The sequence below is a fragment of the Amycolatopsis sp. NPDC004378 genome, from assembly GCF_053602455.1.
The window spans coordinates 220,324-245,988 of sequence record NZ_JBSGDR010000015.1 but is presented as its reverse complement, the minus strand read 5'-3'; the positions used below and the strand labels follow the sequence as shown (position 1 = coordinate 245,988).

Here is a 25,665-nt window from a genome sequence, read left to right as displayed (position 1 = left end):
CGGCCACAACACCCCCACCGAAACCCGCATCAACCACTACGCTCAAGCCTCAGCTGCCTGAAAACCCCGTGTCCGCCTCACCGGGGCAACTCCACGTGATTGCCGAGCCGCCCCCCTGATCACGCGTGTCGACTGTCCAATCACGCGTGTTGACCCCTCCATCACGCTAATCCGGGCCTTCGCTGCGCCGTTCGGATTTCAAACTCGGCCGTTCGAGTGCCGCCGTCCGGGGGTACGGCGTCTTCGTCACCCGGCGTGCGTGATCGTGCGTTTCACCCCGGCGTCGCGCCCTGTTCACCTCTTGGCTCCGAAACCCGCGCGTAATCGGAAACTGATGGTGACGGAAACGTAGGCCACGTAACGTTTCTCTCATGCATGCAGAGGTGTCACTCGCCGGGAGGCCCGCCGTGCGTTGAGGTCCGCAGGCGCCGACCGTACACAGTGGACTTTCTCGATCGCTGAGGAAAGGACGTCCCGTGAACACGCTCCCGCCGGAACCGGACTCCGCACCGCCGACACCGCCCACCGCGTCCCAGCGCGTCATCGAGGCCTTCGAGCGCCTCACCGAAGCCGACCGGCCGGACCTCTGGTCCACCCTGCGCGCGGTCGAAGACGTCCTCGTCGACGCGAAGGCCGTCGACGAGCGGGTCAAGGCGGGGGAGGAGCTGCCGCTGGCCGGCACGGTCCTCGCCGTGCAGGACCTGATCGACGTCGCCGGGCAGCCGTCCGGGCGCCGGGTCCCCGAAACCTCCGCCACCGTCGTGGCCCGGCTCTCCGCCGCCGGGGCCGTCGTGCTCGGCAAGACCGGGCCCGCCACCGTCGCCTCGGCCTGGGACCCGGCCAAGACCGGCGGCAGCGGCGCCGCGGTCGCCGTCGCGCTCGGGATCGTCGACCTGGCCCTGAGCACCACGGGCCCGGTCCCGGCCGCGCTGAACGCCGTCGTCGCGCTGAAACCGACCCGGGGCCTGCTGCCGATGACCGGCGTCGGCGCCTCGGACGGCATCTCCGTGTACGCGAACGGCCTCGTCGCCGGCCGCCGCGCCCTCGCGCTGATGACCGGCCCGGACGACGCCGACCCCGCGACGCGCACCTGGCCCGCCGACGTCCGCCTCGGCGCGGGCGAGCACCCGCGCGTCGCGTACCCGCACGACCTGCCGCTGGGTGACGCCGCGGCGATCGCGTTCGAGACCGTCGTGAAGCGGCTGACGGCGACGGGCGCGGTGCTGGAGCCGGTCTCCATCGGGCAGCCGGACTTCGGCGACGCCCTCCTGTTGCCCACCGTGCCGGACCACCCGGCGCTCGCCGAAGCACTGGCCGACCCGGCCGCCGTGGCCCACCGCCTGGCCGGCTGCACCGCCTTCACGAACCTGCTCGACCTGGCCGCGGTGACCGTGCCGGTGCTGCCGGGCGACAAGCGCCCGTTCGGCGTCACCTTCGTGACGCGCGCGTTCGAAGACCAGATCGGGCTCGACCTCGCCACCGTCTGCACGGACGAACCCATGACGCCCTACCCGGAGCCGGGCGAGGACGTCGTCGTGTTCGGCGCGCACCTGCGCGGCCAGCCGCTCAACCCGCGGCTCACCGAGCTGGGGGCCCGGTTCACCCGGCCGGTCCGGACCACCGAGGACTACCGGATGGTGTTGCTGGACACCGAACCGCCGCAGCCGGGTGTGCTGGACCACCCGCAGGGCGGCGGCCTCGACGGCGAAAGCTGGCGGCTGTCCCCGGCGGCGTTCGAGCAGTTCGTGTCGACGCTGAAGGAACCCTTCGTCCTCGACCGGGTCGAGCTGGACGACGGCACCCGCCCGCTCGCGGTGCGGTGCGACCCGGCGGCGAGGGGCGCCCGCCTGGACCGCTACGAGTCCTGGCGCGGCTACGTCCGGTTCACCTCGACGGCCGGGCTGCGAGGCCCCGGCTGACCCGGCGCACCAGGCCCGGCCCGTGCAGCGCGAACCCCGTGTAGAGCTGCACGAGCGACGCGCCGGCGTCCACCAGCCGCACGGCGTCCTCCGGGCCCATGACGCCGCCGACGCCGATGATCGGCAGGCTCCCGCCGGTGTGGTCGTGCACGAACCGCACGACCTGCGCCGCGCGGGTGGTCAGCGGCCGGCCGGACAGGCCTCCCCCCTGCCCGGCCAGGCTGCTCTCCGCGGGCGCGATGCCGTCGCGGGCGAGCGTGGTGTTCGTGGCGATGATCCCGGCGACGCCGTGTTCGGACGCGACCTCCAGGAGCTCGCCGAGGGCGTCGTCGGTCAGGTCCGGCGCGACCTTCACCAGCAGCGGCGTCGGGGTGCCCGATCCGGCGAGTTCGGCGGACGTGGCCCGCAGTTCGCCGAGGAGCTCGCCGAGCGCGGTGCGGTCCTGCAGCCGGCGCAGCCCCGGCGTGTTCGGCGAGCTGACGTTGATCGCGAAGTAGTCGGCGTACGGGTGCAGTGCACGCAGGGAGAAGCGGTAGTCCTCGACGGCGTCTTCGAGCGGCGTCACCTTCGACTTGCCGATGCTGATCCCGAGGGGCACGCCGGGTTTCCCGTCGCGGGCGAGCTTGGCCGCGAGCGCCTCGGCGCCGTCGTTGTTGAAGCCCATGCGGTTGATCACCGCGTCGCTGGCGGGGAGGCTGAACAGCCGCGGCTTGGGGTTGCCCGGCTGCGCCAGCCGCGTCACCGTGCCGACCTCGACGAACCCGAACCCGAGCGCGGCCCACGCGGGCAGCGCACGCCCGTTCTTGTCCATCCCGGCGGCCAGGCCGACGCGGTTGGGGAACCGCAGGCCCAGCACCGTCACCGGGTCGTCGACCCGGAACACCCGGGGCATGGCTTTGCCGAACCGGGAAAGGACGCCGATCGTGCGCTCGTGCACCAGCTCGGGGTCGTGGTAGGAGAGCCGGTACAGGGCCGGGCGGACGATCTTGTCGAAGAACACGCCCCCATGCTGCCAAATCGCCCGGAACCCGCGACCGGAGCGTCACCCCGGCGTGAACGGGACCACGGTCAGCCCGCGGCCTGGAGGTCCTTCCACTCGTCTTCGAGCATCGCGTAGATCAGCTCGTCGGTCCACTCGCCCTTGACGATCTCGTTCTCCTTGAGGTGCGCTTCCTCGCGCATGCCGAGGCGTTCCATCAGGGCGGCGGACGCGGTGTTGCGGCCGTCGCAGCGCCCGATGATGCGGTGCAGCCCCAGATCTTCGAAGCCCAGCCGCAGCAGCTCTGTGGTCGCCTCGGCGGCCAGGCCCTTGCCGTGGTGGTCGGGGTGGAAGACGAACCCGATCTCGCCCTGCCGGTGCTCGCTGCTGAGCCACTCCAGGTTCAGGTCGCCGATCAGCTGCCCGGTGGCGGCCAGTTCGACCGCGATGGCCAGGAACTGCCCTTCCTTCGTCAGCGTCGAACTGTGCACCCGTTTGGCCAGCGCGGCGGCCGACTCGGCGCGGCTGCGCGGCCCCCAGTACAGGTAGCGGGCGACGTCGGCCCGGGACTGGAAGGAGTTCAGCGCATCGAGGTCTTCGGGCGCGAACGGGCGCAGGAGCAGCCGGTCCGTGGTGATCGGGTAGTCGGGCCTGAGCATGCGTCCAGGCTAGCGACGTTCAGCCGTCCGGGGGACAGAACGGCGTAATGCGTTCGGCGAACCCCGCGGTCGGATCGCCGGACGGTCGTCCGGGGCCGCCGGATGGGGGTGACCTGCACAAATGAGCGCATAAGGGTGCCCCCGGGGTGCCTCTCGAGCGCCGTCAACGCCCGAGCCCGAGCCGGACTGGTGCTCGGGAACCCCGGAGGCCCGGTGACTGCCTGGTATTCGCTATCAGGCACCACGTGAAGCAGGCGATGAGCCGAAGGTGGCTCAGTTGTATCGCTGCTCAAAGTCCTCCACGTGCCATCCGCTAGCGGACAGCCACCTCACGAGTCCTGTTGGAATACAACTTAGGACCACCTCCTTTCTCGTGTACCACCACGCTAGGCGAAGTTCCCGGTCCCCGGCAACGTCATTTCGCCGATCTCACTCCGCAGCCGGGCCTTGCGCCGTTGGGCGTGACCAGGACGCCGTGGTCGGGCATCCGCCGGTGCGCGGCGACGCTCGCGACCTGGCCGGTGCGCACGTTCGACGTCGGGCTGCGAGCGGGATCCGTTGTGCCGCAAAGTGGTCCGGCAGGACCGGGCCGGCCGTGCAGCTGGTGCCGTGGCCGATCCGCACTTCAGCTGGCCGGAGCCGGGCCGTGCTGGTCTTTCGGGCAGAACCACGTCGGCCGCCGCTGGACGTCGTGGCCCTGCGTGCGGACCTGGACCCGGCCGCCGCAGCGGAAGCAGCCCTGGCGGGTGCGCTCGTACACCCAGTTCTTGCGGTTGCGGTCGAGGTGGCCGGTGGTGCTCTGCTCGAAGCGCCCGGCGACGGCGTTGGCCAGGATCAGCTTGCGGGCCAGCAGAACCGTGCGGCCGGCGTCCACTTCGGACACCGGCGTCCACGGCGTCACGCCGAGCAGGAAGCAGATTTCGCACTTGTAGAGGTTCCCGACGCCCGCCATGACGCGCTGGTCGAGCAGCGCCAGGCCCAGTTCGCGCCCGGGATCGGCGGCCAGCGCCGCGGCCGCGCGGGCCGCGTGCTCGTCTGTCCACTGTGGATCCAGGAGGTCCGGGCCGAGGTGCGCGACGAGGTCGTGCTCCTTCGCCGTGGCCACGAGTTTGAGGTCGTGGACGCGGAAGCCGATCACCTGGACGTCGGCCGCGGTCAGGACCACGCGGGCGTGGTGGCCGGGGCGGCGCCACTTCGCGCCGGCCGGGTAGACGTCCCACATGCCGTCCATCAGCAGGTGCGAATGCAGCGTCAGGTCGCCGGAGAAGCGCGTGAACAGGTGCTTGCCGACCGTGCCGACGCCCAGCACGTCGCGCCCGGAAAGGTCCACTGTGGCCAGCTGGGGCACGCGGAACTCCCCGCGCAGCAAGGTCTTGCCGGCGATGGCCCGGTCGAAGCGCTTTCCGACGAGGTAGACGGTGTCACCTTCGGGCACGGCTCATCCCGCGGATTCGGTCACCTCGGCCGGCGCCTCGGGCGTCTCCGGGGCCGGGCCTTCGGGCCAGTCCGGGCCCTCGGGTTCCTCGCCCGCGATGCGGTGCCGGCCGGCCCGGCTGGAGCGCAGGATCTTCGCCAGCACCATGTTGAACGTCAGCGCGATCTCCTGCGCGCCCGGCGAGTGCCACTCGTGGATCGGGCTGCACGCGCCCTGCGCCTGCTGCACGGCCAGCCGGTCGGTGATCGCCGTCGGCATCACCAGCGAGCCGAAGTTCTCGCGCAGCTCGGCGATCCGGAACTGGTGCTCGTAGGAGCGCACGCGCAGCTTGTTCACCAGGACACCGATCGGGCGCAGCTCCGGGTTGAGCTCCTTGCGGATCTTCTCGATCGCTTCGAGCGCCCGGTGCGCGCCGGCGACGGCGTACATCGTCGGCTCGGTGACGATCAGCGCGCTGTCCGCGCCCACCAGCGCCGACTTCGTGAGCCGGCCCAGCGACGGCGGGCAGTCCAGGATCACCAGCTCGTACGGCGTCTCGCGCAGCGGCGTGCGGTGCAGTTCGTCCAGCGCGCGGGAGAAGTTCGCGAGCCGCTCGCTGTCGGCGCCGGGGTCGTTGAGCAGCTCCAGCTCTTCGGCGCCGACCAGGACGTCGACGTCCTCGCTCCAGACGCTCGGCGCGATCGCGCGTTCCAGCATCGCCCGGGTGGGGGTCTCGAGCACGTCGGCGAGCGTCGCGTCGGTGTACGGCGGGTCGAGGGAGGTCGTGGCGTTGCCCTGCGGGTCGAGGTCCACCACCAGCGTCCGCGTGCCCCTACGCAGGGCGGCGGACGCGATACCCAGAGCGACCGTCGTCTTGCCGACGCCTCCCTTGAGGCTGAGTACGGCGACCGTGTGCACGATCTCCAGCCTACGGGTGTCCGCGAGAGGCGCCGTCAGGCAAGGGGCGTTCACTCGAAGGGAGGAGCCGGGGAGGCGGGCGGGAGCGGGCACTACCCTGTGCGGCATGAAGACGGAGACCGTGGCCGCCCGGGGTTCGGGCGCCGTTCGCCGGGTGCTCGAGGCCGAGCTGAAGGCCGCCCGCGCCCGGGGCGCCGAGCACCCCCGCGTCGTCGACGTGGGCGGCGGCAGCGGCGGCTGGGCGGTGCCGTTCGCGGCGGCGGGCTGCCGGGTGACCGTCGTCGAACCGAGCCCGAACGCGCTGGCCACACTGCAGCGGCGCGCCGAGGAAGAAGGCGTCTCCGAGCTGATCACGGTGGTCGCGGACGACTCCGACGCGCTCGGCCGCCACGTCGACGCCGGCTCGGCCGACCTCGTGCTGGCGCACGGGCTGCTGGAGATCGTCGACGACCCGGCCGCAGTGCTGTCCGCGCTGGCGACGGCGGTCGCCCCGGGCGGGGCGGTGTCGGTCCTGGTCGCGAACCGGCACGCGGCGGTGCTGCACCGCGCGCTCTCGGGCCGGGTCGCGGAGGCCCGGCAACTGCTGGAAAGCACGGACGGCGTCGCCGCGGGCGACACGGTGCTGCGCCGGTTCGACAGCGCCGGCCTGACGGCCCAGCTGGAGGCCGCGGGCCTGGAAGTGACGCTGCTGCAGGGCGACCGGGTCATCTCGGACCTCGTCTCCGGCGACGTCCGCGAAGACGACCTGGCGGAGTTCGAGCTGGCGGCCGCGGGTTCCTCACTGCGGGACGTCGCCGGCCGCCTGCACGCGGTGGCGCGCCCGCCCGTGTGAGCCGCGGGGTCGCCGAAACTGTCGGTGGTGGCCGGTAGCGTCCTCCTCGTGGGGCGAAATGCTGAGCTGCCGGGCGGGATGGGCCGGTTCCGGGTCCGGGCGGGGGAACCGCTGCCGGACGACACCGGGTGCGGGATGCTGCACGTCGACATGGACGCGTTCTTCGTGTCGGTCGAGCTGCGGACCCGCCCCGAGCTGGCGGACAAGCCGGTCGTCGTGTCGGGCGGCGGGCCACGGGCCGTCGTCGCCGCGGCGAACTACCCCGCGCGGAAGTTCGGCGTGCGCTCGGCGATGCCGTTCTCGACGGCGAAGCGGCTGTGCCCGCACCTGATCAACATCCCGCCGACCGGTGGCCTCTACAGCGAGGTCTCGCGGGGCGTGATGGGCATTTTCCGTGAGCTGACGCCGCTGGTGGAGCCGCTGAGCCTGGACGAAGCGTTCCTGGACGTCAGCGGGGCGCTGCGGCGGCTGGGCGCGACGCCGGCGTCGCTGGGTGCGCAACTGCGCGCGCGAGTGGCGGCCGAACACGGGATCACGTGCTCGGTCGGGGTGGCGAAGGTCAAGTTCGTCGCGAAGCTGGCGTCGGGCATGGCGAAGCCGGACGGCATGGTCGTGGTGCCGGCGGCGGAAACCCTGGCGTTCCTGCACCCGCTGCCGGTGTCGGCGCTCTGGGGCGTGGGTGCGCGCACGGAGGAGCACCTGCGCCGGCTGGGCCTGGCGACGATCGCCGACGTCGCGGCGTTCCCGCCGGAGCGCCTGAAGAAGTCCCTGGGCACGGCGATCGGCGAGCACCTGTACCGCCTCGCGCACGGCGTCGACGAGCGCGCGGTGGTGGTCGACTCACCCGACAAGTCGATCGGCGCGGAGCACACGTTCGACGTCGACCGCCACGACCGTTCCGAGCTGGGCCTGGAGCTGCTGAGGTTGTCGGAGCGCGTCGGAGCGACGCTGCGGGCGCGGGGCGTGCGCGGCCGGACGGTCTCGATCAAGGTGCGGTTCGCGGACTTCCACACGATCACCCGGGCCCGCACGCTGGTCTCGGCAACGGACGTGGCCCGCGAGATCCACGCGGTGGCGGTGGCCCTGCTGGCAGAGCACGCCCCGACGGGAGCGGTCCGGCTGATCGGGGTGCGGGTGGAGGGCCTCGACACGGGCGAGGCGGGGGAGCAGCTGCTGTTCGACTCGCCGGCCCCACGCTGGCGAGACGCCGAGGTGGCGGCGGACGTGGCAAGGTCGAAGTTCGGCTCGGCGGCCGTGCGGCCGGCTTCGCTGCTGGGGCTGCGGGAGGGTGATCGGCCGGGGCGTTGGTCCGTAGGCGGGCCGCGGGAGGGTGGTCAGCCCGGCGTGGGTGCTGGGCTGCGGGCGAGGTGAGCGGGGCCGGGTGGGCGAGATCGGGCACTCGGCCATTGCCCGGGGCCGCCGCCCGCCGAAGACCCTCCCTGCGCGGGGTGCCTGCCCGCGCCACTGCCTGGTCGGGTTCGCGCTTGCTCGGCCCACCGCCCCTCGCCCGGCCCCGCGGACTGCTCGGCCACCGCCACTCGCCCGGCCCACGGCCCGGCCACGGCGACCTGCCCGGCCCGGCCGCCGCTTGCCCGGTGTGACTGCGGCGACCTGTCCGGCCGGCCGCCGCGGGAGTCGGCTCGATCACGTGCCGCCGATTCCCCTCCCAGCCGCGGTGACTGGTTCATCACCATCCGGGCCGCTCGCCCCGCCGAACGCGCCGCCGCCGTATACGCACCGTGAAATCGCGCCTGGCGAACGTCCCCCACATCGCGGCCGGAGCAGTGATTTGGTCACATTGGGCGACGGTGACCGTGCGCAACCCTCTTCGTGCGGGATTTAGCCCAATTCGATCCCTTCTGGATGCGGGATCGGGTAGTCGTCCGGGCGCGGGCCTCGTATCCTGGACAGTGCCACCCCGCCTGGGGTTGGCTGTTGGGTCCAGGACGTTGCGCGGCCCGGCGCCCGCGACAGCTGTGCCGGAGGAGGAAAGATGCCACTCTCCGAGCATGAGCAGCGGCTGCTCGATCAGATCGAGCGCGAGCTCTATGCCGAGGACCCCAAGTTCGCATCCACGGTGCGTGGCACCCGGTTGCGTCGCCCCGCTCGCCGACGGCGTATTCAGGGCATCGCCCTGTTCGTAGTGGGCGTGGCCCTGCTGGTGCTGGGCGTGGTGGTGCCGCAGTTCCGGGTGGCCGACATCCCGCTGATCAGCGTGCTCGGGTTCCTCGTGATGTTCTTCGGGGTCATGATGGCCGTCACATCGATTCGGCACGGTGGTGCCGAATCCGACGGCAAGGGCGGTGGATCGGGATCTCGCGGGGGCAAGCAGTCGGGCCGCCGGAGTTCCTTCACCCAGCGGATGGAGGAGCGCTTCCGCCAGCGCTTCGAGGAGCAGTAGCGCCGCAAGACCACGAGATCCGCGTCCCGCCTTCCAGGGTGGGACGCGGATCTTCTTGTGTGCTCAGGCGGGCCCGGAAACCCGCGTGACAGTGGGTGACACCCGGTCGGGTGACGGGCCGCGGTGACCTGCGCGACAGCGCGGCTCAGTCGCGGGTGCGGAAGAGGGACTTCGGGAACAGCCGGCCCTTCCACGACAACGGAGCGTTCCGGTGCAGGCTCCGCCGGAGGTGGTCGAACGCCGGCGGGAGCGTCGGGTCCGGTTCGTCGTCCGCGCCGTACCAGGACCGCTCCACCACGCCGATCACCGTGCGCAGGCCTTCGCGGCCTTCGTCGTCCAGGTGGTGCTTCGCCGCCAGCTTCTGCCCGGCCACGCGGACCGTGTCGCTCGGCGGGATCGGCAGCCCGCGGTCGGCGCACTCGGCCCGCAGCTCGGACCACGCCGCGTCCGCCGCGCCGGGACGCTGCCCGACGATCTCCTGCAGGCGCCGTCGCCGGCCCACGTCCCGCGCCGCCGACGGACCCAGCAGCCCCGCCAGCAGCAACACCACGATGAGGCTGAACCACCAGGCCACCAGCCAGGTCAGCACACCCAGCACCGCCACCCACAACGCGGCCGCGATCAGCGGCAGCCAGTTCTTGAGCACCGCGCCGAGCCCGGTCGACGCCGGTTCGCGGTCGGGGCGTCTCCGGCGGCCGCCGGCCAGCACCAGGACCGTCGCCACCAGGGCCAGCGCCACCAGCGCCAGGACGAGCACCCACACGAAGAACGGCGTGCCTTCGTCGGTCGCCTGCGGGCCCTGCGCCTGCTGGTTCTGCTCGGTGTCGCGGGGCACGCCCGTCGGCGCGGCGCTCGACTGGACTGTGCTCGGCGCCACCTGGGTGTCGTCGGGCTGGTTGCCACCTTCGGTGCCGGCCTGCAGGTACGACGGGGTGATGCCGCGGCCGTCCGAAAGCGGCGTCGGGTCGAACGTCACCCAGCCCTTGCCGCCGAAGTACGCCTCGACCCACGCGTGCGCGTCCTGGGTGGTGATCGACAGGTAGTCGTTGACCTGCACGCCGGGGGTGAACCCGATGGCCACCCGCGACGGGATGCCCGCCACCCGCAGCATCACGGCCATCGCCGACGCGAACTGTTCGCAGAAGCCGCGCTTGCCGTTGAGGATGAAGTCGGCGAGGGCGTCCGAGTCGTTGGCCGGCGCGGTCTTCGTGTCGTAGACGAAGCCGTTCTGCGCCGTGAAGTACCGCCAGATCGCCGACGCGCGGTCGAAGTCGTTGGACGAGCCCGCGATCAGCTGCTGCGTCTTCGCGCGGACGCGGTCGTCGACGCGGTCGATCTGGGTGTAGCGCGGCGGCAGGTCGTCGACGCGCGGGGTGACGCGCAGCTCCTGGGCCGTCGGCTCCTTCAGCGACGCGTATTCGGTGTAAGAAGGCGGAACCTCGCTGCGCGTGGTGAACACCGTGCCGCTGACCTGGTCGTAGAGGTAGCCGTTGGAGGCGCCGTCGATCACACGCGGGGCGCCGTACACCGGCAGCCAGTTGTCGCGCCAGTTCGTCGGCTCGACGTCGATCCGGCGCGCGGCACCGCTGCCGTCGTCGCCGGGCGCGGCCGGCAGCTGCGGCCCGACCTGGACGCCCTGCTGCGACCGGCCGTCGTCGTGCAGGCCCCAGCCCTTGTTGGGGTAGTAGGTGTCCAGCGTCATCGCGCGCAGCAGCCGCCGGTCGGTGCCGAGGCCGCGCACCTTGAACAGCTCGCGGTTGGCGCCCTGGTCGAGCATGCCGCGCAGCTCGGTGAACGGCTGGATGCCGAACCCGCCGGCGCCCGCGCCGGGGCCGTCGCCGCCGTTGCCGAACGGGATCCGCCCGACCGTGCCGACCCAGGTGATCGCGCCGCCGAACAGGCCGAGCACGATCGCCGCGGCCACGACCGCGACGGGCGCGGACAGCACGCCCGGCTTGCCGCTGCGCCCGGGGGCTTCCCGGGTGCGCCAGCGCCGGTGCCGGTGGTTGCCGTCGACCGCCAGCAGGCCGGCGAACGCGGCCGCGCCGAGCAGGAACGTCCACCACGGCAGCATTTCCTCGGACAGCGCGGCCGGCACCGCGTAGACGCAGAGCAGCACGAGCCCGGTCGCGGCGGGGGCCGCGGCGGCCACGGTCAGCGTGTCGACCAGGACGGCGACCAGGCCGATCAGGATCGTCACCAGGCAGAGGATCGGCTGGCTGCCCTCGACCGGCGGCAGCCCCACCCGGATCTGCTCGGCGGCGGCCGAGAGCGTGCTCCCGATCTCGCCGAACGCCTCGGGGCCGGGGATGACCTGCAGGATGCCGTGCGTGGTGAACGCGCCGGTGATCAGGAAGAGCAGCACGAGCAGCTGGCCGAGCCCGACGAGCACGGTCGGTACCTGCAGCGAGCGCAGCGCCAGGCCGGTCGCGCCGATCAGCAGCACCGCGACGAAGAGGTAGCCGAACCAGGCCAGGCCGGACACGACGCTCGTGACCGACGTCGCCGCGCAGAGCGTGGCGATACCGGCGGCGGCGGGGGCGAGCAGGCTGCCGCGCCAGGCCGAAAGCGGGTGCTGGGAGGAGGGTCGCCGGGGCCCGTTCGCGGGCGCGCCGGACGGCCGGGGCGGGGCGCTGGTGCTCATCGCTGACCGCCGATCAGGGTGTGGCGGCGGGCGCCGCTGCGGCACAGCTCGGCCCACACCTGGGGCATCGGGGAACCGGGGCCGGCGACCACCACGCCCCAGCCCGCCGCGCGCAGCAGGGCCGCCGAGTCCTCCGTGGCGGCCGCCCGCTGCTCGGGGGCGCTCACCCCGGACGACCACGTGGGCGTGTCGAGCAGGACGGCGAGGCTGCGGATGCCGCGCGGGCGGAACTGGGTCAGCTCGTGGACGGCCTCGGTGCTGACCGTGCCGAGGACGGCGATCAGCTCCTGGCCGTCGGCCGGGTCGCCGGCCAGGGTGATGTCCCGCTGGTGGGCCGGCTGCAGCGCGGCCAGCGCGTCGAGCACGACGTTGTCGTAGTGGTCGCCGCCTTCGCCGGGGATGTCGGCGAGCGTGCCGCCGTGCTCGGTGACCAGCCGGACGCGGTGCCCGGACCGGCGCAGCTGCAGCGCGGCCGAGGCGGCGAACGACACCGCCCACTCCAGGCTGGCGGCCGGGCCGCTGCCGTGGTGGGCCGCGGCGCGGTGGTCGAGCAGCACCGTCGTGCCGCCGCGCCACGGCCGCTCCTCGACGCGCACCATGATCTCGTCGCGGCGGGCGGTCGAGCGCCAGTGCACCTTGCGCAGGTCGTCGCCCTGGCGGTACTGGCGGACGATCACGTCGGCCTCGCCCTGCCCGGCGTGCAGCCGGACCGTGCCGTCGTCGCCGACGCCGATGCCCGCGCCGCTCGGCAGGCCCCACAGCGGGACCACCCGGGGCACGACGACCAGCCGCGAATGCCCGATCAGCTCGCGCTCGAACTCACACAGCCCGAACGGGTCGGTGATGGTCGCGCGCAGCGGCCCGACCTGCTGGATCCCGCGCAGCACCGGCTGCAGCGGGTAGCGCAGCGCGACCTTCCGGTCGTGCGGCAGGCGTTCGACGACGAACCGCGGCCGCGAGCCCAGCGCGTACGGCACGCCGTCTTCGAGCAGGATCTCGCCGGCCGGCAGCCGTCCGCTGCGCCACAGCTCCAGCTGCACCTCGCCGGCGCCGCCGACCGCGACCCGCTGGGGGTGCAGCGCGCGCGTGGCGCCGATGCGCAGCCGGGTCGCCGAGATGAACGCCGCCACCAGCAGCGGCAGCGCCACCACGAAGACGGCGACGCGCAGCAGGTCGCGCTCGTTGAGCACGAACGAGCACACCGCGGCCGCGAGTCCCGCGGCCAGCAGGCAGCGGCCGCGGGTGGTCAGGCCGGACAGGGCACGCAGCATGCCGTTTCTCCCCTTCGCCGCGGACTAGGGCCGGGAGCCCTGCGGCACCGGCACCCGGTGCAGCACCGCCCGCACGACGTCGGTCGCCGACCGGCGCGCCGCGTGGGCCTCCGTGGTCAGCACCAGGCGGTGCGCGAGCACCGGGCCCGCGACCGTGTGCAGGTCGTCCGGGACGACGTAGTCGCGTCCCGACAGCGCCGCCTGCGCCCGCGCGGCGCGGACGAGGTGCAGCGTGGCGCGCGGGGACGCGCCGAGCCGGATCTCCGGGACCTGCCGGGTGGCCGAGACGAGCTCGACGGCGTACCGGCGGACCTCCGGTGCGATGTGCACGCCGCGGACCGTCTCGATCAGCCGGTGCACGGTCTGGCCGTCGGACACCGGCTCCAGCTCTTCGAGCGGGTTGTGGCCGGCGTGCTCGTCGACCATGGCCAGCTCGGCCTGCTGGTCGGGGTAGCCGATGGAGACCCGCGCGGTGAACCGGTCGCGCTGGGCTTCGGGCAGCGCGTACGTGCCTTCCATCTCGATCGGGTTCTGCGTGGCGATCACCATGAACGGCTGCTCGAGCCGGTAGGTCGAGGTGTCGACGGTGACCTGGTGCTCTTCCATGCACTCCAGCAGCGCCGACTGCGTCTTCGGCGAAGCGCGGTTGATCTCGTCGCCCACCACGATGTTCGCGAACACCGGGCCGGGGCGGAAGTCGAACTCGCCGGACTGGCGGTTGTAGATCGAAACGCCGGTGACGTCGCTGGGCAGCAGGTCCGGGGTGAACTGGATGCGGCTGACCGTGCAGTCGATCGACCGGGCCAGGGCCTTGGCCAGCGACGTCTTCCCGACGCCGGGCACGTCCTCGACCAGGAGGTGGCCCTCGGCCAGCAGCGTGACCAGCGCGATCCGGATGACGTCGGGTTTGCCGACCAGCACCCGCTCCACGTTGGCGGCGATCCGCCGCGCGGTCTCGTGCAGTTCGTCCAGCGACACTCTGGCCGGGCGGCCGGGCGCCCGGCCGTTGCCCGTGGACTCCGCCGGATAAGGCGGGCGTCCGGATGCCTGCTCGCCCGATCCGGGCGTCGCAGACTGGATTCTCGACGTCACTCGACCTCCTGGGTGGCGCATGACCGCGCGCACTGTGCGCACCGCCGGGCCCGACGGCCCCCAAAACTGCTGTCCGCGCGCAGCGACCAGCCTTCCACTCAGTGTGTCAAACCCGGGCGAACCTGGGGGCGGAACCCCGTGAACCCCGGGAGACCACGCCCGACACGTCGGTTGATGACACTGCGCAAGCAGGGACGATACCCCGATCGGGTGTGTTGTCACCCGAATCTGGGCGCTCCCGTTGACCCGTTGTCCTGCCGTATGCTGCGGTTCGAGTTCGCCCGGCTACGGAGAGGCGTGACCAGGAATGAGCGAGGCGCGCACGCAGCCGCCGTACGACGTCCGCGGCTTCGCGGTCGCGCCCGAACTGGCCACGGACGCGTACGCGAAGCTCGGCGCCCTGCAGGACGTCGTCGGCGAGATGGTCCGCGAAGCCAAGGTGCTCGGCCGGACCGTGCCGCTCGGCGGTGGGTACGCGGGGGAGATCGGCAAGTTCATGGCCGAATACGGCATCGGCGGGCAGGGCTCGGCCGTGCAGCAGCTGACCGCGTTCGGCAAGGAGCTCGAGACGCTGAAGCACCGGATCGGCACGGCGCTGGCCAAGTACCAGCACGCCGACGAGACGGCGGCCGACGGCGTGGACTGCACGGGTGGCTGACCGGGTGCGCAGGAAGTACGTGTGGCCGCTCGCCGTCCTCTTCGCCGTCGCCGGGTGCGGGCAGCAACCGGCCGCCCGGCCGGCCGCCGGGCTCGTGACCGCCACGTCGGAGAAGCCGCCCGCCGCCTGGACCGGCCTGGCCGCGATCGACCCCTGCACGCTGCTCGGCCCGCAGGACCGGTCGACGGCCGGGGTGAGCGCGCTCGGCAAGCCGAAGGACATCGCCGGCTACCGCGCCTGCGACTGGACCGTGCCGGGCACCTTCGGCGTGACCGTGACCCTCAGCGACACCGACGGCCTGGCCGACCTCGAAGTCACGAAGAAGACCGCCACGAAGACCAAGGTCGGCACCCACCCGGCACTGCAGGTCGCGGACAAGAAGGCCGGCGACGGCACCTGCGCCGTGCTGCTCGGGGTGGGCGACTCGGCCAGCGTCCAGATCGACGTCAGCAACACCGGCTTCTCGGACACCCCGCTCGCGTGCCGCCGCGCGGGCACGGTGGCCGGGCTGGTCGAGCCCAAGCTGCCCTGACCCGGAGAGGTGCGCCGTGTCCGAACCCCCCGTGCCGACCGCGCGGTACGAGTCCTACAGCCACGAGGCGATGGCCGCGGAGGTCGAACGGGACAACGACCCGGTGGCCGCGGGCGAGGCGGGCGCGCGCTGGGACGGGCTGGCGAAGCGGCTGCACGAGTCGACCGCCGACCTCGCCGCGCTGGTCGCCTCCTCGCGGGAGCACTGGCAGGGCGCCGGCGGTGACGCGGCGCGCGAAGCGGTGAGCCGGGCCGCGCAGTGGCTTTCGCACTCCGCGGCCGTGTCGGCGTCGGTCGGCAGCGCGGTCGGCGCGCAGGCGGACGTGGCCGCGCGGGCCCGGGCGGACATGCCGCCGCCGGTGGCGTACGACCCGGCGTCGATGATCCGCGACGCCGCGTCGTCCGGGAACGTGCTCGTGCTGGCCGGGCTCGCCGAGGAGATGGCGGCCCGCCGCGCCGAGGCGGAAGCCGCGCGGCAGAAGGCGATCGACGTCATGCGCACCCGCGACACGGCGCTGCGCGGCCACGTGCCGGCGTCGGCTTTCGAGGCACCGCCGACGCTGGGGCCGGCTTGATCCGCGTCTCCGCGTCGGCGTTCGACATCCTCTGGACCGACCTGGGCCACGACCGGCCCCCGGAGCCGCTGACCGTGCGCAGCGTCGGCGGGACGGAAGAGGAGCGCGCCGAGGTGCGGAAGGCGGTCTACGAGAACCTCGCCGAGCGCGGCCTCTACGACGGTTCGGAGCTGGAGCCCGCGCTGGCCTCGCGCCTGGAGCTCTTGGCGGGCGGCGAGGTGTACGTCGCGTGCGAAGCGCTGGCGGACATGACGGCGTCGGCCCCGTTCCGCGCGGTGACGGCGACCCTCGGGCGCCGCGGGGTCCTGGCGACCCAGCCGGAGCAGACGATCGCCCTGGACGCGATCCGCCCGGCCGAGCTCTGCACGGCGATCGTGGACGTCCTCCCGGAGCTGGCCGCCGGCCCCGGCTACGGCGTCAGCCTGGCGGCGTCGGCTCTGTCGGGTCCCGCGGAGTCCTCGTCGGCGGCCTCGTCGGCGCAGCTGCGCGAGGTCCTGGCGATCCAGGCCCGGCCGGTGTACGCGGCCGGCCAGTTCAGCGTCAGCCGTCGTTCGGCGTCGGGCCGGGTCTCGCGGCTGGGCGGCCTGACGTGGTTCGACACCGACGTCGGCGCCTACTGCGCGACGAAGACCCCGGGCCGGGGTGGCGAGGAGTGGGTGAACGTCAGCCCCGTGGACAGCGCCCGGCTCGCGTCCCGCATCGCCGCCCTCCTGACCCCGCCGGACTGACCCGCCCGGGGCATCACGTGTGATTGGAGAGGCATCACGTGTGATTGGAGGGGCGACACGGTGATGCCCGCTGGATCACGCGTGATGCCCCGCTGATCACGTGCGGGTCCCCACTGGACCCCACCTGGGGTCCCCACACTGGTCCACCTCGCGTCCCCACTGGGCCCCACTCGGGGGTTTCGGGTTCTTTCGCGGCCGTTATGCGGACGTGCGGGGTACAGCTGAGGTTGCTCCGGCCCCCGGCATGGGGGATCTTGGCCACCGTCCCCCCACGACGCCCCCACCTGCCCCCACCTTGCTGACCTGCGCAAACGGAACACACGACGGAGTGGTCCGGGGTTTTGCCGCGTTGACTGTGGTGAAAAGTGGGGTACGGTGGTGGCCAGTGGGGCGGAAGGGAAGCCCCGGAGCCGCAGACGGAGGTTCGCCACCGGGTGCGGTAGGGAGGTGGAGGCCGTGTTCCTCGGCACCCACACCCCGAAGCTGGACGACAAAGGGCGGCTCGCGCTGCCCGCGAAGTTCCGTGACGCCTTGGCGGGTGGGCTGATGGTCACCAAGGGGCAGGACCACTGCCTCTTCGTCTTCCCCCGCGCCGAGTTCGAGCAGATGGCGCGCAAGGTCGCCGAGGCCCCGTTCACCAACGAGGCGGTTCGGGCCTACCAGCGCTACCTGTTCGCGGGCACGGACGAACAACGGCCGGACGGCCAGGGGCGCATCAGCATCGCGTCCGAGCTCCGCCGCTACGCGGGGCTCAGCAAGGACTGTGTGGTGATCGGGGCGATCACCAGGCTGGAGATCTGGGACGCCCAAGCGTGGCAGGGCTACCTGGAGGAACACGAAGACAGCTACGCGAAGGCTCGAGAGGAAGTACTGCCGGGCGTCTTCTAGACGCGTGGTCGCGGTGCACCTTCGTCGTCGGGGGACGAAGAGGTTCGCCGCCCGCGCGCCGGGGGAAGCCCACCCGGATGCCGTGAGGCCTCTGTCCGCTCAACAGCCCTGGTGCACCTTCCCCGGTACCAGGTCCGCAGCGGGCGGACAGGGACCTGACGGCATCCGCCATATTTCCCCCGGTCCGCAGGTGAGAAAGGGGGAGGGGACATGACGGCACCCGAGCACGTTCCGGTGCTGCTCGACCGGATCGTCGAGCTGTTCACTCCCGTGTTCGCCGACCGCGACGGCGTGCTCGTCGACGCGACGGTCGGCCTCGGCGGGCATTCCGACGCCCTCCTCGAAGCCTTCCCGCGGATGCGCCTCGTCGCGCTGGACCGCGACCCCGCCGCGCTCGAACGCTCCGGGGAACGCCTCGCGCGCCACGGCGACCGCGTCGACCTCGTGCACACCGTCTACGACGGACTCCCGGACGCCCTCGAAGGGCTGAACATCGCCAAGGCCGACGGGATCCTGTTCGACCTCGGTGTCTCGTCGATGCAGCTGGACCGCGCCGAGCGCGGGTTCGCCTACGCCAAGGACTCGCCGCTCGACATGCGGATGGACCCGACCACCGGGTTCACCGCCGCCGACGTGCTCAACACCTACGCCCCGGGCGAGCTGGTGCGGATCCTGCGCGACTACGGCGAAGAGCGGTTCGCGCAGCGGATCGTCAAGTCCGTCGTGAAGGCTCGCGAACAGGAGCCGTTCACGACCAGCGGACGTCTGGTCGAGCTGCTCTACGACGCCGTCCCGGCGGCGACGCGGCGCACCGGCGGGCACCCGGCCAAGCGCACGTTCCAGGCGCTGCGGATCGAGGTCAACGGCGAGCTGGAGGTGCTGCGCCGGGCGATGCCGGCCGCGCTGGGCGCCCTGAAGACGGGCGGCCGGATCGTCGTCGAGTCGTACCAGTCCCTGGAGGACCGCCTGGTCAAGCAGGCGCTGGCCGAGCTCGCGAAGTCCCGCACCCCGGAAGGGCTTCCGGTGGAGTTGCCGGGCCACGGACCGGAGCTGAAGCTCCTGACCCGCGGGGCCGAGAAGGCCGGCGAAGAGGAGATCGAACGGAACCCGCGCGCCGCTTCGGTGCGGTTGCGGGCCGCAGAGAGGATCGGAGAGCCGCGATGACCGCTCCCACGAAGTCCCGCCGCCGCAACGCGCCGGCGACGCGGGGCCGCAGCGAGGCCGCCCGCACCGCGACGCCCGTCGAGACGGACCCGCAGACCCTCCAGCCGGCCAAGCCCGCGCCCCGCCGCGCGTCGCGGGGCCGGACCTCGGCGGCCGAGCGCGCCTACGCGCGCCGCGCCCAGCGGGCCGACCTGCTCAAGGAGCGCGAGCCGCGGCCCGAGCCGAAGCAGGCCGAGCCGGGCGGGCGCAAGGTCCGGCTGAAGCTGCTGCTGCCGAAGTCGCGCGCGTCGTTCGTGCTGATGATGATGGCGCTGCTGGCCGCCGGCGTGGCGACCACCCTGTGGCTGACCACGCAGGCGATCGCGGACTCCTACCGGCTCGAGCAGCTGCGCACGACCAACGCCGGCCTGGCCGAGCAGAAGGAGCAGCTGCAGCGCGACGTCGCCAAGGCCGAGTCGCCGGCTTCGCTGGCGCCCGCGGCCCAGCAGCTGGGCATGGTGCCGGGCGGTGACCCGGCGCGCATCGTCGTGGGCCCGGACGGCAAGACCTCTCTTGTCGGCGAGCCCAAGAAGGCCAAGGCGGACGCGCCCGACGCGCCGGTCGCGCCGCCCGCCGCGCCCGCCGCCGGCACGCAGTCGCAGCAGGGTGCGCCGATCGAAGGCGACCAGCCCGCGGTGCCCGCCGACGCGCAGCCCGGGGGCGGCCAGTGATGGCTTCGAGCCGGGGACAGGCCCGCTCGCGCGCCGCGGGGAGCGCGCGGCGGACCTACGCCGCCGGGACGCGCAGCGCCGCCGCGCGCCGGGGCAACGGCGGGCACCGCGGCCGGTTCTCCGCCGTGCGCCTGATCCTGGTCGCCGTGCTGCTCGTGGCGGGCGCGAAACTGGTGCAGGTGCAGTGGTTCGAGGCCGGGGCGCTCTCGGCCGCGGCCGAGCGGCAGCGCACCCAGACGATCGACATCCCCGCCCAGCGCGGGTCCATTGTGGACCGCAACGGCGCCAAGCTCGCGTTCAGCGTCGAGGTGCGCACGCTTTCGGTGAACCTCAAGGCCCTGCACAAGAGCATGGACGACTTCGCCGCGAAGAACCCCGGCACCAAGAAGACGTTCGACACCGAGACGGCCGCCGCCGCGAAGTACATCGCGGGCAAGCTGCCGAACGTGATCGGCGAGCAGCAGCTGCTCGACCTGTTCCACAAGCAGGCGTCGTTCACGTACCTGGTGAACAACGTCGAGCCGTCGATCGCGGCCGACATCGTGAAGAACTTCGCCTGGATCAGCGTCGAGAAGCGCGCGCTGCGCGAGTACCCGGGCGGCAGCCTGGCGTCGAACATCGTCGGCGCCGCGAACTGGCGCTCCGACGACGCGGACGTGTCCAAGCACAACCTGCACGGCCTGATCGGGCTCGAGCTGCTGCGCGACAACGACCTGGCGGGCACGCCGGGCCGGATGCTGGTCAACACCAAGAACGGCAGCGACAACGTCGTCATCCCGGGCACCGAGCGCGACCTGCAGGCCGCCGTGCCCGGGTCGGACCTCGAGCTGACCGTGGACTCCGACCTGCAGTACGAGGTGCAGCGGCAGCTGTCGGACTACGTCGAGCAGTCGCACGCCAAGGGCGGCCAGGCGGTGGTCATGGACGCCAAGACCGGCGAGGTCTACGCGCTGGCCAACGACAAGACGTTCGACCCGAACGACCAGTCGACCTGGACCAACGAGGACCTCGCCAACCCGGCGGTCACCACGCCGTTCGAGCCGGGTTCGGTCAACAAGGTGGTCACCGCGACCGGGGCGATCGACTACGGCGTCGCGACGCCGGAGTCGACGGTGCAGGTGCCCGGCGCGCTGCAGGTGGCCGACAAGACCGTGCACGACGCCTGGACGCACGGCACGCAGACGTTCACCACCACCGGGATCTTCGCGAAGTCGTCCAACATCGGCACGCTGCTGCTCGCCCAGAAGATCGGCGAGGAGCGGTACTCCGACCTGCTCAAGAAGTTCGGCCTCGGCCAGCGCACCGGCGTCGGCCTGCCCGGCGAGAGCGCGGGTTCGGTGCCGGCGCGCAGCCAGTGGTCGGCGACCACCTTCGGCAACCTGCCGATCGGGCAGGGCCTGTCGATGACCGTCCTGCAGATGGCGGGGATGTACCAGGCGATCGCGAACGACGGCCTGCGCGTCGAACCGCGGATCGTCAAGGCGAAGGTGAACCCGGACGGGACGACGGTGCCCGAGCCGGCGCCGAAGCAGGTCCAGGTGGTCAGCCCGCAGACGGCGAAGACGGTGCGCGACATGATGCGCGCGGTCGCGCAGAACGGCAAGGGCCTGCAGAAGGGCACCGCGCCGACCGCGGCGGTCGAGGGGTACCAGATCTCCGGCAAGACGGGCACCGGCCAGCAGGTCGACCCGCGGACCAAGGCCTACAGCGACCACCTCTACAACATCACCTTCGCCGGGATCCTGCCCGCGGACCACCCCCGGTTCGTCGTCGGGATCCGGCTGGACGCGCCGGACACGACGCTGCCGGTGGGGCACTCCGCCGCGCCGCTGTTCCACACCATCGCGTCGTACCTGACGCAGCGGTTCCAGATCCCGTTGTCGGACGGGCCGTCGCCCGAGGTCCCGCTGATCGTGCAGTGAGCACGATGCGTTAAAGCCCCCTTACCGCGGTAGGGGGGCTTTGACGCGTACAGCGTCCACATCGGTCCGAACGGCGGAGGAAAGCGTTGTGCCGCAAGGATGTGCGCACCGCCACTTAGCACATCTGCCTCAGCCGCGCGCAATCGCCGTACCGCGTGCGGGGCACCCGGACGGCCGCCGGTAGCCTCTTGGCCGTGTCCGTGTCCTCGTCCAGTTCCCAGGTGCCGGAAAGCCCGGTGAAAGCGGTCCCCGCGCCGCCGCGCCCGGCGCGCATCGACCCGGTCCCGCTGGCGACGCTGCTCGCCAGGGCGGACGCGCGGCTGATCGCCGGCTCGCCCGACGCCGCCGACGTCACCGTCACCGGCACCACCCTGCGTGCCCAGCACGTGCTGCCCGGCGACCTGTTCGCGGCGCTCCCGGGCGCCCGCGCCCACGGCGCCGACTTCAGCGACCAGGCGATCGCCGCGGGCGCCGTCGCGGTCCTCACCGACGCCGCCGGGGCCGAGCGGCCCGTGCTGCGCGACGCCGGCGTGCCGATCCTCGTGCACGAAGACCCGCGGGCGGCCCTCGGCGAGATCGCCGCCTGGATCTACGGCGAGCCGTCGCTGCAGCTGGCCGTCCTCGGCGTCACCGGGACCTCCGGCAAGACCACGACGTCGTACCTGGTCGACGCCGGCCTGCAGGCCGCGGGCCTGACCACCGGCCTGATCGGCACGGTCGAGACCCGCATCGCCGGCGAACGCCTGGTCAGCGGCTTCACCACCCCGGAGGCGCCGGACCTGCAGGCGCTGCTCGCGGTGATGCTCGAGCGGGGCGTCACGCACGTGCCGATGGAGGTCTCCAGCCACGCGCTCGCGCTCGGCCGGGTCAACGGCACCCGGTTCGCGGTCGGCGCGTTCACCAACCTGTCCCAGGATCACCTGGACTTCCACAAGGACATGCAGGAGTACTTCGCCGCGAAGTCCCTGCTGTTCGACGGCCGCTCGACGCACGAGGTCGTCGTGGTCGACAGCGCGTGGGGCCAGGCGCTGCTCACGCCCCAGACGATCACCGTGACCACGGACCCCGGGACCGCCGCCGCGTGGAAGGCCACCGACCTGGAGGCCACCCCGAACGGCGAGCAGACCTTCACGCTGCACGGCCCGGACGGCGTCAGCGCCTCCGCGAGGATCCCCCTGCCGGGCGAGTTCAACGTCGCCAACGCCGTGCTCGCGGCCGCGATCCTGAGCACCGCGGGCGTCGGCCTGGAGCACATCGTCACCGGGCTCGCCGAGGTGCAGGTGCCGGGCCGGATGGAGCGGGTCTACGTCGGCCAGGAGTTCACCGCCGTCGTCGACTACGCGCACAAGCCGGCCGCGGTCGCCCAGGGCCTGGACGCGCTGCGGGCGCGGGCCGAGGGCCGGATCATCACCGTGCTCGGCTGCGGCGGCGACCGCGACACCGCGAAGCGCCCGATGATGGGCGAGGCGGCGGCCCGGCGCAGCGAAGTCCTGATCGTCACCGACGACAACCCGCGCTCCGAGGACCCGGCGGCCATCCGGGCCGCGATGCTCGCCGGCGCCCGCGCCGTCGGGCCCGCCGAGGGCGGCGAGGTCATCGAAATCGGCGACCGCCGCGAAGCCATCGAGCACGCGGTCTCGCTCGCCGAGCCGGGCGACATCGTCTTCCTCGCCGGCAAGGGGCACGAGTCCGGCCAGGAGGCCGGCGGCGTCGTGCACCCGTTCTCCGACCGCGACGAGCTGGCCGCGGCCATCCGCAACAAACTCGAGGTGAGTGTGTGATCGTGCTCAGCCTGGCCGAGATCGCCGACGTCGTCGGCGGCCGGCTGCACCGCGCCGACCCGGCCGCGCAGGTGACCGGCAGCGTGGAGTTCGACACCCGGAAGCTCACGCCCGGCGGCCTGTTCGTCGCGCTGCCGGGGGAGAAGGTCGACGGGCACGACTTCGCGGCCCAGGCCGTCGAGGCCGGTGCGGTGGCCGTGCTGGCCGCGCGCGAGGTCGACGGGCCCGCGATCGTCGTGCCTCCAGTGGGGGAAGGGGAAGCCCACGAGCGGTCGGTCGCGCTGACCGGCGACAAGGACGGCTCCGGCGCCGCCGTGCTGGGCGCGCTGGCCAAGCTCGCCCGGTTCGTCGTCCAGCGCCTGGCCGAGGGCAACCTGACCGTCGTCGGCGTCACCGGCTCGTCCGGCAAGACGTCCACGAAGGACGTCATCGCGCAGCTGCTCGAGCCGCTGGGCCCGACGGTCGCGCCGCCCGGGTCGTTCAACAACGAGCTCGGCCACCCCTGGACCGCCCTGCGGGCCGACGCCGAGACCCGGCACCTGGTGCTGGAGCTGTCCGCGCGCGGGCCGGGCCACATCGCCCACCTCGCCGAGATCGCCCCGCCGCGGATCGGCGTGGTGCTCAACGTCGGCAGCGCGCACGTCGGCGAGTTCGGCTCCCGCGAAGGCATCGCGAAGACCAAGGGCGAGCTGGTCGAGGCCCTGCCCGAGGACGGCGTCGCGGTGCTGAACCTCGACGACCCGCTGGTCGCGGCCATGGCGAGCCGCACGAAGGCCCGGGTCGTGTACGTCGGCGAGAGCCCGTCCGCGCAGGTCCGCGCGGAGAACATCACCGTCGACGACGAGGCCCGCGCGTCCTTCCGGCTGATCACCCCGGCCGGCGAGGCCGACGTCAAGCTGCCGCTCTACGGCGAGCACCACGTCGGCAACGCGCTGTCCGCCGCGGCCGTCGCCCTGGAGCTCGGGGCGACGACCGAGGAGATCGCCGCCCGGCTGTCCGGCCTCGAACGGCGGTCGGCCCGGCGCATGGAGGTCGTCACCCGCGCGGACGGCGTGACCTTCCTCAACGACTCCTACAACGCCAACCCCGAGTCGATGCGGGCCGGCCTGAAGGCGCTCGCGGCGATGACCCGGGAGTCCGGCCGCCGGTCCTGGGCCGTGCTCGGCGTGATGGGCGAGCTGGGTGCCGACTCCGTCACCGCGCACGACGAGATCGGCCGCCTGGTCGTCCGGCTCAACATCAACAAGCTCGTGGTGATCGGCCCCGAGGCGGCGGCCATGCACCAGGGCGCGTTCCAGGAGGGCTCCTGGGGCGAAGAGTCGACTCTGGTACCCGACGTCGGGGCCGCGATCGCCCTGCTGCATGATCAGCTCCGCCCCGGGGACGTCGTGCTGGTGAAGGCCTCCAAGGCGGCCGGGCTCTGGCGGGTCGCCGAAGCCCTGCTGGAACCCCGGGAAACCGACAACTCCGAGAATCGCTCGAACGGTGGTGACGCGTGATCAGCATCCTGATCGCGGCCGCGGCGGGCCTGCTGATCTCCATCCTGCTCACGCCCTACCTCATCCGGGTCTTCTCCCGGCAGGGCTTCGGCCAGGAGATCCGTGAAGAAGGCCCGCAGGGACACAAGTCCAAGCGCGGTACCCCGACCATGGGTGGCGTCGCGATCATCATCGCGATGGTCGTCGGGTACTTCGCCGCGCACTTGATCAACTGGATGTTCAACTCCCGCAGCGGCGCGCCGACGGCCTCCGGGCTGCTCGTGCTGATGCTCGCGGTGGGCCTCGGGGTCGTCGGGTTCCTCGACGACTTCATCAAGATCCGCAAGCAGCGCAACCTGGGGCTGAACAAGACCGCGAAGCTGGTCGGCCAGCTGGTCGTCACGGTCGCGTTCGCGGTGCTGGCGCTGAACTTCGCGGACTCGCGCGGCATCACGCCGGCGTCGGAGAGCCTCTCCTACGTCCGCGACCTCGCGCTGATCACGTTCCCCGCGGTGTTCTTCGTGATCTTCTGCTACATCGTGATCTCCGGCTGGTCGAACGCGGTGAACTTCACCGACGGCCTCGACGGCCTCGCGGGCGGCTCGGCGGCGATGGTGCTCGCGACCTACGTCGTCATCGCGTTCTGGCAGGAGCGGCTGAACTGCGCCAACGGCCCGGCGCCCGCCTGCTACGACGTCCGCGACCCGCTGGACCTGGCCGTGGTCGCCGCCGCGGCCACCGGCGCCTGCGTCGGGTTCCTCTGGTGGAACGCGGCCCCGGCGAAGATCTTCATGGGCGACACCGGCTCGCTGGCCCTCGGCGGCCTGGTCGCCGGGCTTTCGATGACCACCCGCACCGAGCTGCTCGCCATCGTCATCGGCGGCCTGTTCATGGTCGAGATGATCTCGGTGGTCGCGCAGATCGCGGTCTTCCGGACCACGCGGCGAAGGCTGTTCCGGATGGCGCCCTTCCACCACCACTTCGAGCTCGCCGGGTGGGCGGAAACCACGGTCATCATCCGGTTCTGGTTGCTGTCGGCGATCTGCTGCATGTTCGGGCTCGGCCTGTTCTACAGCGAGCAGCTCGGTTTCGGCGGCTGAC

22 protein-coding genes are annotated in these 25,665 nt (G+C 72.7%); 15 read left to right on the top strand and 7 right to left on the bottom strand.

Features of this window, described 5'->3' with window-relative positions; all coding sequences use genetic code 11:
• Positions 1 to 476: 476 nt before the first annotated feature.
• On the top strand, positions 477 to 1,919 hold the full coding sequence (locus tag ACWEN0_RS35025; RefSeq protein WP_451983511.1) for an allophanate hydrolase-related protein: 1,443 nt from the start codon (positions 477 to 479) through the stop codon (positions 1,917 to 1,919).
• Here ACWEN0_RS35025 and ACWEN0_RS35020 read toward each other — a convergent pair.
• The 4 genes from ACWEN0_RS35020 to ACWEN0_RS35005 all read right to left on the bottom strand — a co-directional run bounded on the left by ACWEN0_RS35020 (position 1,885) and on the right by ACWEN0_RS35005 (position 5,889).
• Positions 1,885 to 2,919, bottom strand: coding sequence for a quinone-dependent dihydroorotate dehydrogenase (locus ACWEN0_RS35020; RefSeq protein WP_451983509.1), 1,035 nt, complete (start codon positions 2,917 to 2,919; stop codon positions 1,885 to 1,887). The genes ACWEN0_RS35025 and ACWEN0_RS35020 overlap by 35 nt on opposite strands.
• 68 nt (positions 2,920 to 2,987) lie before the next feature.
• Positions 2,988 to 3,557 (bottom strand): GNAT family N-acetyltransferase, encoded by a 570-nt coding sequence (locus tag ACWEN0_RS35015; RefSeq protein WP_451983507.1) that lies wholly within the window; start codon positions 3,555 to 3,557, stop codon positions 2,988 to 2,990.
• 625 nt (positions 3,558 to 4,182) lie between these two features.
• Positions 4,183 to 4,992 (bottom strand): DNA-formamidopyrimidine glycosylase family protein, encoded by an 810-nt coding sequence (locus tag ACWEN0_RS35010; protein ID WP_451983505.1) that lies wholly within the window; start codon positions 4,990 to 4,992, stop codon positions 4,183 to 4,185.
• A gap of 3 nt (positions 4,993 to 4,995) precedes the next feature.
• Positions 4,996 to 5,889, bottom strand: a complete 894-nt coding sequence (locus ACWEN0_RS35005) for a ParA family protein (protein ID WP_451983503.1) — start codon at positions 5,887 to 5,889, stop codon at positions 4,996 to 4,998.
• Between the two features lie 106 nt (positions 5,890 to 5,995).
• Here ACWEN0_RS35005 and ACWEN0_RS35000 point away from each other — a divergent pair, with 106 nt between their 5' ends.
• From ACWEN0_RS35000 to ACWEN0_RS34990, 3 genes are all read left to right on the top strand, one after another.
• Positions 5,996 to 6,721, top strand: a complete 726-nt coding sequence (locus tag ACWEN0_RS35000) for a methyltransferase domain-containing protein (RefSeq protein WP_451983501.1) — start codon at positions 5,996 to 5,998, stop codon at positions 6,719 to 6,721.
• 78 nt (positions 6,722 to 6,799) lie between these two features.
• The gene (gene dinB / locus ACWEN0_RS34995) at positions 6,800 to 8,092 is read left to right on the top strand and encodes a DNA polymerase IV (protein ID WP_451983537.1); all 1,293 of its coding nucleotides are present in this window, start codon (positions 6,800 to 6,802) and stop codon (positions 8,090 to 8,092) included.
• A 622-nt stretch (positions 8,093 to 8,714) separates the two neighbouring features.
• Positions 8,715 to 9,122: a DUF3040 domain-containing protein gene (locus ACWEN0_RS34990; protein WP_451983499.1), complete on the top strand. Its 408-nt coding sequence runs from the start codon at positions 8,715 to 8,717 to the stop codon at positions 9,120 to 9,122.
• 145 nt (positions 9,123 to 9,267) lie between these two features.
• Here the strand turns inward: ACWEN0_RS34990 and ACWEN0_RS34985 are convergent, their stop codons facing one another.
• The 3 genes from ACWEN0_RS34985 to ACWEN0_RS34975 are packed head-to-tail and all read right to left on the bottom strand — an operon-like array spanning position 9,268 to position 14,129.
• Entirely contained in the window at positions 9,268 to 11,766 is a 2,499-nt protein-coding gene (locus ACWEN0_RS34985; protein ID WP_451983497.1) for a transglutaminase family protein, read from the bottom strand.
• Complete coding sequence (locus ACWEN0_RS34980; protein ID WP_451983495.1) at positions 11,763 to 13,037, bottom strand: DUF58 domain-containing protein; 1,275 nt, start codon at positions 13,035 to 13,037, stop codon at positions 11,763 to 11,765. Before ACWEN0_RS34980 ends, ACWEN0_RS34985 begins: the two co-directional genes overlap by 4 nt.
• A gap of 24 nt (positions 13,038 to 13,061) precedes the next feature.
• Positions 13,062 to 14,129 (bottom strand): AAA family ATPase, encoded by a 1,068-nt coding sequence (locus ACWEN0_RS34975; protein ID WP_451983493.1) that lies wholly within the window; start codon positions 14,127 to 14,129, stop codon positions 13,062 to 13,064.
• Positions 14,130 to 14,436: 307 nt separating this feature from the next.
• Here ACWEN0_RS34975 and ACWEN0_RS34970 point away from each other — a divergent pair, with 307 nt between their 5' ends.
• From ACWEN0_RS34970 to mraY, 11 genes are all read left to right on the top strand, one after another.
• The gene (locus ACWEN0_RS34970) at positions 14,437 to 14,787 is read left to right on the top strand and encodes a hypothetical protein (RefSeq protein ID WP_451983491.1); all 351 of its coding nucleotides are present in this window, start codon (positions 14,437 to 14,439) and stop codon (positions 14,785 to 14,787) included.
• A complete protein-coding gene (locus ACWEN0_RS34965) occupies positions 14,780 to 15,319 on the top strand; it encodes a DUF3558 domain-containing protein (RefSeq protein WP_451983489.1) in 540 nt (179 codons plus the stop codon). Before ACWEN0_RS34970 ends, ACWEN0_RS34965 begins: the two co-directional genes overlap by 8 nt.
• A gap of 16 nt (positions 15,320 to 15,335) precedes the next feature.
• Complete coding sequence (locus tag ACWEN0_RS34960; protein WP_451983487.1) at positions 15,336 to 15,893, top strand: PPE domain-containing protein; 558 nt, start codon at positions 15,336 to 15,338, stop codon at positions 15,891 to 15,893.
• Positions 15,890 to 16,621, top strand: a complete 732-nt coding sequence (locus ACWEN0_RS34955) for an ESX secretion-associated protein EspG (RefSeq protein ID WP_451983485.1) — start codon at positions 15,890 to 15,892, stop codon at positions 16,619 to 16,621. The genes ACWEN0_RS34960 and ACWEN0_RS34955 overlap by 4 nt, the downstream gene beginning before the upstream one ends.
• Before the next feature lie 456 nt (positions 16,622 to 17,077).
• The gene (gene mraZ, locus ACWEN0_RS34950; RefSeq protein ID WP_451983483.1) at positions 17,078 to 17,509 is read left to right on the top strand and encodes a division/cell wall cluster transcriptional repressor MraZ; all 432 of its coding nucleotides are present in this window, start codon (positions 17,078 to 17,080) and stop codon (positions 17,507 to 17,509) included.
• A 210-nt stretch (positions 17,510 to 17,719) separates the two neighbouring features.
• Positions 17,720 to 18,673 carry a 16S rRNA (cytosine(1402)-N(4))-methyltransferase RsmH gene (gene rsmH, locus ACWEN0_RS34945; RefSeq protein WP_451983481.1) on the top strand — a complete coding sequence of 318 codons (954 nt, stop codon included), beginning with the start codon at positions 17,720 to 17,722 and terminating at the stop codon, positions 18,671 to 18,673.
• The gene (locus ACWEN0_RS34940) at positions 18,670 to 19,383 is read left to right on the top strand and encodes a hypothetical protein (protein ID WP_451983479.1); all 714 of its coding nucleotides are present in this window, start codon (positions 18,670 to 18,672) and stop codon (positions 19,381 to 19,383) included. Before rsmH ends, ACWEN0_RS34940 begins: the two co-directional genes overlap by 4 nt.
• Positions 19,383 to 21,305, top strand: coding sequence for a peptidoglycan D,D-transpeptidase FtsI family protein (locus tag ACWEN0_RS34935; protein WP_451983477.1), 1,923 nt, complete (start codon positions 19,383 to 19,385; stop codon positions 21,303 to 21,305). The genes ACWEN0_RS34940 and ACWEN0_RS34935 overlap by 1 nt, the downstream gene beginning before the upstream one ends.
• A 236-nt stretch (positions 21,306 to 21,541) precedes the next feature.
• Positions 21,542 to 23,086 (top strand): UDP-N-acetylmuramoyl-L-alanyl-D-glutamate--2,6-diaminopimelate ligase, encoded by a 1,545-nt coding sequence (locus ACWEN0_RS34930; protein ID WP_451983535.1) that lies wholly within the window; start codon positions 21,542 to 21,544, stop codon positions 23,084 to 23,086.
• Entirely contained in the window at positions 23,083 to 24,585 is a 1,503-nt protein-coding gene (locus tag ACWEN0_RS34925) for a UDP-N-acetylmuramoyl-tripeptide--D-alanyl-D-alanine ligase (protein WP_451983475.1), read from the top strand. Before ACWEN0_RS34930 ends, ACWEN0_RS34925 begins: the two co-directional genes overlap by 4 nt.
• Complete coding sequence (gene mraY / locus ACWEN0_RS34920; protein WP_451983473.1) at positions 24,582 to 25,664, top strand: phospho-N-acetylmuramoyl-pentapeptide-transferase; 1,083 nt, start codon at positions 24,582 to 24,584, stop codon at positions 25,662 to 25,664. The genes ACWEN0_RS34925 and mraY overlap by 4 nt, the downstream gene beginning before the upstream one ends.
• The last annotated feature ends 1 nt before the right edge of the window (position 25,665 follow it).